This window comes from Exiguobacterium aurantiacum (genome assembly GCF_024362205.1).
GTDB lineage: Bacteria > Bacillota > Bacilli > Exiguobacteriales > Exiguobacteriaceae > Exiguobacterium > Exiguobacterium aurantiacum_B.
This window is the reverse complement of the sequence record NZ_CP101462.1, coordinates 1,428,962-1,440,243: the sequence shown is the minus strand read 5'-3', so window position 1 is coordinate 1,440,243 and position 11,282 is coordinate 1,428,962. Positions and strand designations below refer to the sequence as shown.

Genomic DNA, 11,282 nt, shown 5'->3' with positions numbered 1-11,282 from the left:
ACTCGTCCAATTTAAAAAATCATTAGAAAAAGTGCCACACTTCCTCACGCCGGTATTACCCGGATCGAGTCATAAGGGATTGGAGCCATGCTCACATCTCAGCCGAAGCACCCCTAGTGTAGTCCAATGTATGCGGTTGTCTATGCAACGAAAAGTATAGACGACCACTGCGAATTTGTAAACGGTTTATGTGAAAGTCACGATACCGTTCCCCGGAAGTGTATCTGGCAACGTCGTCCAGTCAGAAGTCATCTCCTCGTCTGTCAACAGACACGCGTCGAGTCCGGTCTCGATGACCGAACGCTCCATCCGTTGCCCGATCAAGACGAGTTCCGTCTGGCGATCCCCGTATGGTTCGACATAGTCGGCGGCAAGTTCCGATTCGGCGGCGAACATGAGACGACGTTCCTCCTCCGGCAGTGTCGCGAGCCAACGTCCCGCATGTTCGAGCGTCGACGCGTACCCTGCTTGCGAGAACAGGCAGGCGAGGTCGTTCCGGGAAGCAATCCATAAGAAGCCTTTCGCGCGGACGACTTGTTCCGGGAACGCCTCGATCCAGGCGTGGAGACGCTCCGGGTGGAACGGTCGGCGCCGGCGATAGACGAACGAGCTGATGCCGTACTCTTCTGTCTCCGGGGTGTGAACGTCTGCCTCTAATTCCTGAATCCACCCTGCGGCATGCATCGCCTGCTCGAAATCGAACAGATTGACGTCTAACAGCTCGGTCAGTTCCACGTTCGCGTGCACCGACGTCAATAGCTTCGCGGTCGGGTTGAGCGCCTTCAACAGTCCGACCATCTCGTCGAGTTCCATCTCGGTCACGCGATCCGCCTTGTTCAAGACGATGATGTCCGCGAATTCGATTTGGTCGACGAGCAGGTCGACGACTTCGCGGACGTCCGTCGCGTCAATCGCTTGCTTGCGTTCATGGAGCGACTCGCCCGAGTTGAAATCTTTTAAGAACCGATACGCATCGACGACGGTCACCATCGCATCGATGTAGACTCGGCTCGTCAAGTCGATGCCGAGGGCGTCGTCGGCATATGTAAACGTTTGGGCGACGGGGATCGGTTCCGAGATGCCTGACGACTCGATGATGATCCCGTCGAGTTCCCGGTCGTTCGCGAGCTCTGCTACCGCCTCGAGCAGATCCTCACGGAGCGTGCAACAGATGCAACCGTTCGATAATTCGACCAACTTTTCGTCCGTCCTCGAGAAGCCGCCCTGCTCAATCAATCGCTCATCGATATTCAATTCACTCATGTCGTTGACGATGACGGCATATTTCTTGCCCGTCCGGTTGTTCAATATGTGGTTCAATAGCGTCGTCTTACCGCTTCCTAAATAACCGGACAGCACGGTGATTGGAATTCGTTTCATTTTGCCCACTCCTAAATCGTAATCATTACTTTTTAGATAATGACGGGTCGCCCTCGTCTTGTCAAGAAAAAAACACGCCCGTTCCCTAGACTGACCTAGCGAAATGAGACACTAATAAAAACACCTTGATTAGGCTGCCATCCCACCGTATTTTATCGGTGTGAGGTAGCCTAATTTTTCTTGGATACGTTCTTCGTTGTAGTAGGTCAAGTAATGGTTCACCCGTTCATGCACTTCCTGGTCGCTTAACGAGTTGAACTTGACGTACTGGAAGCCCTCAGACTTCAAGTTCGAATGGAATGATTCGATCACCGCATTGTCCCAACAGTTGCCTCTTCGAGACATGCTGCTCGTCAGATGGTTCCTCTTAACGAAATCTTGAAAGGCATATGAGGTATAGACACTTCCTTGGTCCGAATGGATGATGACCCCTTCGGGGTTGTTCCGGCTCTCCAACGCCTTCTTTAACGTATCGATGACGAGGGGCGTCTGTTGATGCTCGTACAACTTGTAGGCAACGATTTCATTGTTGAATAGGTCGATGATGGTCGAAAGATATTTCGTCGTGCTCCCGTATTGGATATAGGTGATGTCCGTCACCCACTTCTTATTCGGTTCACTGGCCGTGAAGTCTCGTTTGAGAAGGTCAGGTGCGATGATGATGCTCTCACCCTGAGACCTCCATTTTCGTTTGGGTTTGATCCGACACTGGAGATGGTGTTTCTTCATGATTCTCTGTACGGTGTTCCGGTTTGCTGTTAACTCATAGTTTTGCTCTAACAGGGCCTTTATCTTTCGATGTCCATATCGATATTTCGTATGCTTACATACTTCGACGATTGCTTGCTCTAGCACCGAAGGGTGCTTCACCGGTTCTCTGACCCAACGGTAATAGGTTGCCCGTGGCACGTCTAGGACACGTAGGATCGTCGTGATCGTATATTTCCTCTTCAAAAGTTCTACAGTCTTTAGGACTACTTCTTTCTCAACTCTCTTTCGATCTCCATGAATTTTTTTAAGATTTCGTTCTCCGTCTTCAGGTGGGATAGTTGACGCTCTTTCTTGTCATCCTCGCTGGCGGAATCAGGACCAAGTCCGTAGGTGTACTGCTTACCGATCGGCTGGTCAAATCGATAGATTTCATTGGACCGATACCATCTCATCCATGTGTGGATCTGGGACTCACTTTTGATTCCGTGTTTCTCCATGATCTCTCTATTCGTCAACTCACTGCTCAGTTTGTCTTTTACCACTGCCCATTTCACTTCACTTGAATATACGTTTTTGCCCACGCAAAAACACCTCCGATGCTAGCACTTTTTTAAAGTGTACCACTGCGAAGGTGTTTTTATATTGTCTCAAAAATTTAGGTTAGCCCACCCCGGACGTGTTGACGTTCCCTATTCTTCTAACGCTTTCCGTTCAGCTTCTGAGCGCGGATAGGCGTTCGCCTGCCATTCGGCCCGATAAATCGAGTCGAGCTGGGTCAGACCGACCTCATCCAGGTCCTTGTCCGCATCGACACTCGGCGTCTCATCCCACCGCGGGTCCAGATACGTATGATCTTCTTCCCGGTTCGCCTCCAACAGCTTGTGAATGCCGACCCGGGCCACCGCCGCGAGCGCCAAACCGACTCCCGCACGAACGAGCAATCGCTTCACCATCTTCGTACCTCCTTATCGTCCAAACCGATAGAGCGGCATCCCTTTCACGTCCGTATCGATTTTAAAGACCGACCCTGCGTCCGGATGAGCTTTGAGCGCCGCGTCATCCATCCCTTCACGCGCCGTCGTGATGGCGAGTTGTTTCAAGTCATCGCCGACGAAACAGCACGACGTGACGTTCGGGGCCGGCACGAGCACCTCGAGCACTTTCTCACCAGTATCCGGATTCCATCTCGACACTTTTCCGCCGGCGAAGTGGGCGATCCACAAGAATCCGTCCTCATCGGATGTCATGCCGTCCGGGAATCCTTCCTCGTCTTTGAAATCGATGACGACTTCCCCCTCCCCGAGCGTTCCCGTTTTCAAGTCGAACGGGTATTTACGGACCGTCTCGGTCGGTGTATCGATATGATAGAACGTCGAGTGGTCCGGGGACCATGTCAGACCGTTCGATAATGTCAATTCACTCAACATGACCTCGGTCGTGCCGTCACGGTTCAAGCGATAGAGCGTCGCCTCGTTCTCCTCGTCGTTGAGATGGAGCGTCCCGGCGAAGATTCGTCCGTACGGGTCGGCCTTTCCGTCGTTGAAGCGAAGATCCCCTTCCGGGTCGTCGAGTTCGACGAGTTTATCGAGTCGCTTCGACACCTCGTCCCATTCATAGATGCCGTCTTTCAAGCCGACGACGACGCCGTCCGTCACTTTCGGGACCGCAAACCCGATCTGTTGTCCCATATCGAACGAAGACAGCTCATCTTCCTTTTCGTCGTACCACCAAAGCGTGTGTCCTTCGATGTCGACCCAATAGAACCGTTTTAGTTCAGCATCCCAACACGGGCCTTCCCCAAGCGTATTTCTGACTCGAATCCATAACGCAGCGTTTACTGTCTCCATTGAATTGCCTCCACTCTCTACATTGATTTCAACTGACTATTCCCTGAGCGGACGAGGTCTATTCAATATTTTTCAAAATCGTTCCGCAGAGTTGGAGGCGATGTCCGTTTTCCCTTCGCCGGAGCGGCTCTATGAAAAAACTCCTTGAATCGAATGATTCAAGGAGTCCACTTATTTCGCACCTTCGACGTTCATATGTTTACTGCGCAACTGGCCGCATGCCGCATCGATGTCAGTCCCGTGCTCGAGACGGACACCGGTGTTGATGCCACGCTTCTTCAAGACGTCATAAAACGCCATGATGTCCTCGGACGTACTGCGCTCGTATTGGATATGCTCGTTGACCGGGTTATACGGGATCAAGTTGACGTACGACTTGTCCTTGATATCGTCGATGAGCGCCGCTAATTCCTCGGCGTGCTCCGGCAAATCGTTCACTTTCGACAGAAGGATATATTCGAACGTGATGCGTTTGTTCGTCTTCTCGACGTAATACCGGATGGCCGGCATGAGCTTGTCGAGTGGGAACCCCCGGTTGATTTTCATGATTTGCGTCCGCAGAGCATCGTTCGGCGCATGGAGCGACAGTGCCAAGTTGATGCGCAAGTCGAGGTCCGCGAACTTGTAAATCTTGTCGGCGAGTCCGCTCGTCGAGACGTTGATTTTACGCGGCGCGATGGCGAGACCGCGCTCGTCCTTGACGACGCGCAGGAAATCGACCAAGTTGTCGAAGTTATCGAACGGTTCGCCGATTCCCATGACGACGATATGGCTGACCCGGGCACCTTCCCCGACCTCATCCAAGTAGTGTTGCACGGTCATGATTTGTTCGACGACTTCACCTGCCGTCAAATCACGTGTCTTTTTCAACAGTCCGCTCGCACAAAAACTGCAGCCAATATTACAGCCGACCTGGGTCGTCACACAGACCGAGCGGCCGTATTTGTGTCGCATGAGCACAGTCTCGATATAGTGCCCATCGTGTAATTTAAGTAAAAATTTGACCGTCCCGTCGCCAGCCTCTTGTTTGACGAACAGGTCTTGCGTCGAGATGACGTATTCGGCGGCGAGCGCCTCACGCACCTCAGCCCGAACCGAGATGTCCTCGATTTGCTTGACTCGGTCGATGTAGAGCGAGTCCCAAATTTGTCTCGCATGGAAGGCGCTGTATCCCCAAGCGACACAGGCTTCCGTCAGCTGATCAAATGTCAGCCCGTATATAGATGGTTTCATTGCTATCTGTCCTTTCTTCAATCCGCATACGTACCATTGTAGCGGACGTGGACGACCGGTGCAACGTTCTTATAACGGGGGGACGGGACGCGAAATATGTCGCTCGAACGCATAGGCGAGACGAATCAAGTCGCGTTCGGCATAACTCGTCCCGGTGAACGACAGGCCGAACGGCGCCCCGCTCGCTTTCAATCGAAACGGAATCGTGATGGTCGGGTGTCCGGCTTTTGCGGCCATGTCATAGTTGTGGTCATGCGGTAAGACGAGTGCATGAAGGTCCTGCTCGGCTAAGAGTAGGTCGATGCCGTCCGTCTTGGCGTGATAGACGTCGTCGAGGCGGCGCGTCAAATAGGCCGCCTCGATGAGACGTCCCGACAGCTCATCCGCTTTCTCGAACGTTGTTTGCCCGTGCGGGATCGTCTCAAGATGCTCATTATTCCAGTCTATCAAATCAGACAACGTCTCGTACGGGAGCGTCGTCGTAGCCAGATACGCCTCGATTCCGAGTTTGAACTCGTGGTACAAGATGTCGCCTTGGTCGAGTACCGCTTTCGACGGCAGTTCGACGGTGACGACCTCGATACCGCTCTGTTTCAGCAAGGCGATTGCTTCGTCGTAGAGCGCCTGTTCTTCTTCCGACAGATCAGTCTTGACGACCCCGACACGCATCCCTGCCGCTTGGCGCTCATCGAGACACGTCCGATACGGCGGGCCGGCCGGGAGGTTGAGTGTCGCCGGGTCCGTCGGGTCTTCCCCGACCATCGCTTCAAGCGCCCGTACCGCATCCTCGAGCGTCCGCGCCATCGGTCCTGCCGTGTCTTGCGACCGGGAGATCGGGATGATCCCACTGCGGCTGATGAGTCCGACGGTCGGTTTGATGCCGACGATGCCGTTGTGCACGCTCGGATGGATAATCGAGCCGCTCGTCTCGCTGCCGACGGCGAGTAGCGTCAAATTCGCCGCGACCGCGGAGGCCGATCCTGAACTCGATCCGCCGACATCAAGCTTGTCGCCATATGGATTGAGCGTCTGTCCACCGACACCGCTCCACCCGTTTGGCATACCTTCTGTCAAAAAGTTGGCCCACTCGGACAAGTTCGCCTTCCCGAGGATGATGGCCCCGTTGTCGCGAAGAAGTCGGACGAGGTGCGCGTCCTTGCCCGCGAAGTGATGTTCGAGCGCGACGGCGCCGGCCGTCGTCTTCATGAGTCCGGCTGTCTCGACATTGTCTTTGATCAAGACAGGAATGCCGAGCAGCGGCAAGCGCACTCCGCGACGGAAGGCCCGGTCGGCCGCCTCGGCCTCGAACAAGGCGTCCGGGTTCACTTGGATGACCGCCTTCAGTTTGTCGTTTAGTTTGGCGATCCGTGTCAAATAGTGGGCCGTCACGTCACGTGCCGTGAACGTCCCTTCTTTATAGCCGCGATGAGCAGATTTTATATCGAGTTCCATGAAATCGTATGTGTGAGTCATGATGATTCCTCCTTTTGTCAATGGATGGTATTCGCTAGCGACGAACCATTTCCTGTTTCTTATCGCCAACGAATGTGTAACTTGGTACACTGAAAGAAAAGGGAGGTTACCATGACCCGTTCTTATGTGCTCGTCTTACTTGCCGTCTTCGCCTTGTTCTTTTTACAACTGTACGCCCGGGAAGAGGCTTATTCGACACCCGCCTCGGTCGTGCTCGTCATCTTGATTCTTGGCGCCACCTTGTTCCAACTCCGACGCAAGCCAAACCGTTGACGCCGCTTCAAATCTGATGGTATGATGCTGTCACCAACTACATATCGATATCTTGAGTGAACGAGAGACCTGGCTCTATGACTTCACAGCAACCTGCTTCGGCAAGGTGCTACTTCCAGCAAGGCGTTTGCCTTGGCCGATATGACTGAGCGCTCATGTCGATGACATGGGCGCTTTTTTTGGGAAATTGATCGAGGGGGACTTATTAATGGAGAAAGCAACATTCGCAGGCGGCTGTTTTTGGTGCATGGTGACGCCGTTCGAGGAACAACCTGGCATCGAGTCGATTGTATCCGGTTATACCGGAGGTCACGTCGACAATCCGACGTATGAACAAGTGAAAACAGGGACGACCGGTCATTATGAGGTCGTCGAGATCACGTTCGACCCGACGCTGTTCGCATACGAGCGCCTGCTCGAACTGTATTGGATTCAGACCGACCCGACCGATGACGGCGGCCAGTTCCAAGACCGCGGGCAACAGTATGCGCCGGCCATCTTCTATCATACGGAAGAACAACGCGTGAAAGCAGAACAGAGTCGCGACGCGCTCGCGGCGAGTGGACGTTTCAAACAGCCGATCGTCACGAAAATCTTACCGGCCGACACGTTTTATCCGGCCGAGGAATACCATCAAGACTTCCATAAGAAGAATCCGAAACATTATAAGGAAGATCGGGCTATTTCAGGACGTGATGAATTTATTGATGTGGTGTGGGCGGAAAAGGTTTAACAAGTATATTTGAAAATGAAAAGGCGCGACCATCTTGAAATGGTCGCGCTTTTTCGACTATCTTGACACTGATCGTACGAATGAAATGTTAATAGCAAATACACCAATCCGTAGTAGACTTTATTGGGCTTCAGACAAGATTAATGCAACAATAGATAATAATGACATAAAAAAGGAGAGAATCTCAATGATCATTAACTATCAATTGACATCCGAAGACATTATCGCACTTCAAAAGGAGTATTTTAAAAAAACCAGGTCTCGTCGACAAAAAAAGACCACCCTAATCATCGCAACAATTTTCTTTGTATATTGGATTGGGTTATTCTTTGCATCACTTCTATTCAAACCGACTTCATCGACAAGTCCATTCTATGACATACTTTCTATCCTTGGAGCATTTGGAGGCGTTTTATTTATTTTATTGATGATGCCGGCTATAAGCAAAATTTCCGATCTTGTGAGGCTCTTAATTTATAGGTTCTTTTCTAAAAAAAACAATCACTTTCCACGAGATTTAATTTTGCACTTTCAAGAAACTGGAATAGAAATCCATTCGATCAATAATCAAATCAACAAAATTACTAAAGTTACTTGGGAATCTATTGAAAGATTGGGTAACGACGAAAATCGTCTTTTTTTATATTATCTTGAATCTAAAGAGGGAGTAATCATCCCTATTAGTGATGCAAGAATAAGTAAGGCTGAGAAACAAGAGCTTCGAAACCTGCTCATTCAATACTTACCCCCGGACATAATCGCCGATAACAGTGGGCGTAAACCATTCTTAGATTCATTAATAACTAATAGCAAACAATTGATGTGAAGCTACAATCTTTTGTTCATCTAATCAGGCTACGAAGATCTTGAACAACCTATTAAGATTCGGGAGGCAACTACAAATGACCAATTATCATGCTGATTTAGGAATAAATAATACAAAATTAGGAATAAATTAAAGGGACGATGTGCAATCACTCTATCAACTACCAATGGCGAACAAAAGATATTGAAACCGGCTATGTTTCATCATGGGATGCTGAGTGGTATTATTATTTCAAACTTGGCGACTACAAGTACATAGAGTGGTTAGAATTAAAGCAGACACCGAGGAACCACGAAGAAATCTTATTGATATACTCGAGAAAATTTATGTACCCGGAAAGATTCCCGGAGATGTCATTCGTGTCTATAAATTATGTAGGAACTGGGACATATATTGACTACATTTAACTTAAATGTAACTTACGATAAGCCACCTTCACTCCATTCCTTGATTCCTTTATTGCCACTTAAAAACAAAGGCGTTCGAGTATGATATCTGAAATGCTAGTTCTCTTTTCTCTTCTCTCGCATATTCTCGTTTACTTTTTCCCATTCTTTTTCTAATCATGACAAATCACCGTCCATATTCCAACTCAACAAAAAAAGAACCAAGTCGCATCAAGCAACTTGGTCCATCGTTAACAAATTCATTCAGCTCTTCGCAATCCCGAGCATGAATCCGGCCACGACGATGAGGCCGATACCCATAAAGACGAAGACACGTTCTTTAGTCGTCTTCTCTTCTTTCAATAGATAGATTCCGCCGAGCGTCGCCACGACGACGTTCAATTGGGACAAAGCGAACGACGTCGCAATCCCGACCTCTCCGCTCGACACGAACAGCCCGAAGTTCCCGATTCCCCAGGCGATCCCGGCCAAGATGTTTTTGAACGTTTTTGGATCGAACTTCTTCACATCTTTCTCACGCAGGCTGAACAACAGCGCCGCGATGAACATCCCGATCGATTGCGGCAGGATGGCCGTGATCCCGTCGACCTCGAAATAGTTCGTCAGGACGGCGTACGTCACATAACCGATACTCGACACGAGCAGGACGAGCAAGCCTTTCTTCAAGGCCCCGCTACTGTCGCCATCTTTTTGTTGCTGGTATGACGTCAGTGCCGCCCCGATGATAATCAAGACGAGTGCCGAAAAGCCGAGCCACAACTCGGTCGATGTCTGCCAATCGCCGAGTACGATGACACCGAACAAGGACGTCCCGACGAGTTGCATGCCGGTACTGATCGGCATCGCCTTCGAGACACTTAAAATTTGAAACGATTGGAACTGTAGATACTGACCGAGCGCCCAGAACGCCCCGGAGATGAAACCGGTCACGAGCGCGAGTGTCGTGAACTCCGGATTGAACACGAGCGCGATGATGACCGCCATCACCATCGCCCCCATCGTCGTCCCGATCAACTGTTGAATCGGTTTCCCGCCGACCTTTGAGACGATCAGAGGGATACTCCCCCACATCAAGGCAGGTAAGAGTGCGAGTAAAATCATTTCCATGGATGACACCTGCTTTCGTAATATAACATCATCTGTGATTTTCCCACGTTCAGCGCTGATTAAACTTTGTTCAAAAAAATTAAAAATACCCATTGCCAAATGTTTTACTAGGATGATATAATAATTTTCGAACGGGGCATTAGCTCAGCTGGGAGAGCGCCACGCTGGCAGCGTGGAGGTCAGCGGTTCGAGCCCGCTATGCTCCATAACTTGGTCACTTCACTTTTGTGAAGTGACTTTTTTGTCGTCTTGGCGCGGTTTAAGCGATATGGTATCGGGTAATGATTTGAAGATACATTATTCTGCCAAGGGGGACTTATCATGAACCGAGACTCAATTGAAGATACAATTTCAGCGATTATTGACTGTATGCGGACGAGCAATCATTGTTTTTCAAAAAGTTTACAAGAAGAAGATGTGCTGATGGTAAAAGAGTGCATTCGTCTGACTCGAGAATGCTCCGACATCTGCGCCCTCACCTTGAACGCACTCGAGACCGATTCGGCGTTCACCAAACCGATCGCGGCCCTCTGTGCCCAAGTGTGCGACACGTGCGCCGTCGAATGCGGCCGTCACTTGCATGACCATTGTCAACGTTGTGCCGAAGCGTGTCTCCGCTGTGCCGAGGCGTGTCGCAACCTCGTGGCCGCATAATCGCTTTTTAGTCTAACGATATGTTAGACTTTTTTTATACTTGTTTTATGAGAAAGGGACCGATTATGTCACATTCAATTCTTGCCATCGACGTCGAGACGGCGAACCGCGATAGCCGGAGCATTTGCTCCGTCGGGTGGAGCCTGCTCGTCGACGGTGAAATCATCGAAACGAACCAACTGCTCGTCAATCCGGAGGAAGACTTCGATGCCGGCAACATCCGCGTCCACGGCATCCGGCCGAGCGACGTCTGGGACGCACCGGCTTTGCCCGAAGTGCTTGAACAGCTCTATCCGACGCTCAGGGATGTCGACCTTGTCATGGCGCATAACGCTTCATTCGATATGGGCGCGTTCAAGAAAGCGATCGCCAAATATGATTTATACACGTTTCCAACGATTGAATACGGTTGTACCGTCAAGCTGTCGAGAAAACTGTATCCGGGTCTGCCGAACCATAAGCTGAACACGATGGCCGAGTATTTGAACGTCCCGTTCGTCCATCACGATGCAGCCGAGGATGCCCGTGTCTGTGCGCTGCTCGTGCGCGACATGATGCTCAAAACTGGTATCCATGACCCGCGAGAGTTGCATCGGTACACATCGGTCAAGCTCGGAAAGCTCGCTTATTGACCGATA

The 11,282-nt window shown here is 50.7% G+C and carries 14 protein-coding genes, 1 tRNA gene and 2 riboswitches; of the genes, 7 read left to right on the top strand and 8 right to left on the bottom strand.

The features are described 5' to 3' along the window. Positions 1-24: 24 nt before the first annotated feature. Positions 25-125, bottom strand: a riboswitch (TPP riboswitch). A 61-nt stretch (positions 126-186) separates the two neighbouring features. The 7 genes from NMQ00_RS07480 to NMQ00_RS07450 form a co-directional block, all read right to left on the bottom strand. Further along, entirely contained in the window at positions 187-1,380 is a 1,194-nt protein-coding gene (locus NMQ00_RS07480; protein ID WP_255178574.1) for a GTP-binding protein, read from the bottom strand. 129 nt (positions 1,381-1,509) lie between these two features. Further along, entirely contained in the window at positions 1,510-2,391 is an 882-nt protein-coding gene (locus NMQ00_RS07475; RefSeq protein WP_255178696.1) for an IS3 family transposase, read from the bottom strand. Then, entirely contained in the window at positions 2,355-2,672 is a 318-nt protein-coding gene (locus NMQ00_RS07470) for a hypothetical protein (RefSeq protein ID WP_255176384.1), read from the bottom strand. Before NMQ00_RS07470 ends, NMQ00_RS07475 begins: the two co-directional genes overlap by 37 nt. 108 nt (positions 2,673-2,780) lie before the next feature. Next, complete coding sequence (locus NMQ00_RS07465) at positions 2,781-3,044, bottom strand: hypothetical protein (protein ID WP_255178573.1); 264 nt, start codon at positions 3,042-3,044, stop codon at positions 2,781-2,783. 12 nt (positions 3,045-3,056) lie between these two features. After that, complete coding sequence (locus NMQ00_RS07460; protein ID WP_255178572.1) at positions 3,057-3,938, bottom strand: SMP-30/gluconolactonase/LRE family protein; 882 nt, start codon at positions 3,936-3,938, stop codon at positions 3,057-3,059. Between the two features lie 171 nt (positions 3,939-4,109). After that, positions 4,110-5,171, bottom strand: coding sequence for a dual-specificity RNA methyltransferase RlmN (rlmN, locus tag NMQ00_RS07455; RefSeq protein ID WP_255178571.1), 1,062 nt, complete (start codon positions 5,169-5,171; stop codon positions 4,110-4,112). A 69-nt stretch (positions 5,172-5,240) separates the two neighbouring features. Further along, entirely contained in the window at positions 5,241-6,644 is a 1,404-nt protein-coding gene (locus tag NMQ00_RS07450; RefSeq protein WP_255178570.1) for an amidase family protein, read from the bottom strand. 111 nt (positions 6,645-6,755) lie between these two features. Between NMQ00_RS07450 and NMQ00_RS07445 the strand changes: the two genes are divergently transcribed. From NMQ00_RS07445 to NMQ00_RS16375, 4 genes are all read left to right on the top strand, one after another. Next, positions 6,756-6,917: a hypothetical protein gene (locus NMQ00_RS07445; protein WP_255178569.1), complete on the top strand. Its 162-nt coding sequence runs from the start codon at positions 6,756-6,758 to the stop codon at positions 6,915-6,917. Between the two features lie 44 nt (positions 6,918-6,961). Further along, positions 6,962-7,062, top strand: a riboswitch (SAM riboswitch). A gap of 63 nt (positions 7,063-7,125) precedes the next feature. Continuing rightward, on the top strand, positions 7,126-7,650 hold the full coding sequence (msrA, locus tag NMQ00_RS07440; protein ID WP_255178568.1) for a peptide-methionine (S)-S-oxide reductase MsrA: 525 nt from the start codon (positions 7,126-7,128) through the stop codon (positions 7,648-7,650). A gap of 187 nt (positions 7,651-7,837) precedes the next feature. Next, positions 7,838-8,476 carry a hypothetical protein gene (locus tag NMQ00_RS07435; protein ID WP_255178567.1) on the top strand — a complete coding sequence of 213 codons (639 nt, stop codon included), beginning with the start codon at positions 7,838-7,840 and terminating at the stop codon, positions 8,474-8,476. Between the two features lie 140 nt (positions 8,477-8,616). Further along, the gene (locus NMQ00_RS16375; RefSeq protein WP_369696457.1) at positions 8,617-8,883 is read left to right on the top strand and encodes a DUF6678 family protein; all 267 of its coding nucleotides are present in this window, start codon (positions 8,617-8,619) and stop codon (positions 8,881-8,883) included. A gap of 243 nt (positions 8,884-9,126) precedes the next feature. Here the strand turns inward: NMQ00_RS16375 and NMQ00_RS07430 are convergent, their stop codons facing one another. Beyond that, complete coding sequence (locus NMQ00_RS07430) at positions 9,127-9,990, bottom strand: GRP family sugar transporter (RefSeq protein ID WP_255178566.1); 864 nt, start codon at positions 9,988-9,990, stop codon at positions 9,127-9,129. Between the two features lie 133 nt (positions 9,991-10,123). Between NMQ00_RS07430 and NMQ00_RS07425 the strand changes: the two genes are divergently transcribed. The 3 genes from NMQ00_RS07425 (at position 10,124) to NMQ00_RS07415 (ending at position 11,276) form a co-directional block, all read left to right on the top strand. Next, positions 10,124-10,196: transfer RNA gene (locus NMQ00_RS07425), tRNA-Ala, on the top strand. A 115-nt stretch (positions 10,197-10,311) separates the two neighbouring features. Next, positions 10,312-10,644 (top strand): four-helix bundle copper-binding protein, encoded by a 333-nt coding sequence (locus tag NMQ00_RS07420; RefSeq protein WP_255178565.1) that lies wholly within the window; start codon positions 10,312-10,314, stop codon positions 10,642-10,644. Between the two features lie 65 nt (positions 10,645-10,709). Next, positions 10,710-11,276 (top strand): 3'-5' exonuclease, encoded by a 567-nt coding sequence (locus tag NMQ00_RS07415; RefSeq protein ID WP_255178564.1) that lies wholly within the window; start codon positions 10,710-10,712, stop codon positions 11,274-11,276. Positions 11,277-11,282: the final 6 nt, after the last annotated feature.

Excerpts from the sequence above, each read along its gene's own strand:
- NMQ00_RS07480 (WP_255178574.1), bottom strand. The coding sequence starts at position 1,380 with ATGAAACGAATTCCAATCACCGTGCTGTCCGGTTATTTAGGAAGCGGT.
- NMQ00_RS07465 (WP_255178573.1), bottom strand. The coding sequence starts at position 3,044 with ATGGTGAAGCGATTGCTCGTTCGTGCGGGAGTCGGTTTGGCGCTCGCG.
- NMQ00_RS07460 (WP_255178572.1), bottom strand. The coding sequence starts at position 3,938 with ATGGAGACAGTAAACGCTGCGTTATGGATTCGAGTCAGAAATACGCTT.
- rlmN (WP_255178571.1), bottom strand. The coding sequence starts at position 5,171 with ATGAAACCATCTATATACGGGCTGACATTTGATCAGCTGACGGAAGCC.
- NMQ00_RS07450 (WP_255178570.1), bottom strand. The coding sequence starts at position 6,644 with ATGACTCACACATACGATTTCATGGAACTCGATATAAAATCTGCTCAT.
- NMQ00_RS07445 (WP_255178569.1), top strand. The coding sequence starts at position 6,756 with ATGACCCGTTCTTATGTGCTCGTCTTACTTGCCGTCTTCGCCTTGTTC.
- msrA (WP_255178568.1), top strand. The coding sequence starts at position 7,126 with ATGGAGAAAGCAACATTCGCAGGCGGCTGTTTTTGGTGCATGGTGACG.
- NMQ00_RS07435 (WP_255178567.1), top strand. The coding sequence starts at position 7,838 with ATGATCATTAACTATCAATTGACATCCGAAGACATTATCGCACTTCAA.
- NMQ00_RS16375 (WP_369696457.1), top strand. The coding sequence starts at position 8,617 with ATGTGCAATCACTCTATCAACTACCAATGGCGAACAAAAGATATTGAA.
- NMQ00_RS07430 (WP_255178566.1), bottom strand. The coding sequence starts at position 9,990 with ATGGAAATGATTTTACTCGCACTCTTACCTGCCTTGATGTGGGGGAGT.
- NMQ00_RS07420 (WP_255178565.1), top strand. The coding sequence starts at position 10,312 with ATGAACCGAGACTCAATTGAAGATACAATTTCAGCGATTATTGACTGT.
- NMQ00_RS07415 (WP_255178564.1), top strand. The coding sequence starts at position 10,710 with ATGTCACATTCAATTCTTGCCATCGACGTCGAGACGGCGAACCGCGAT.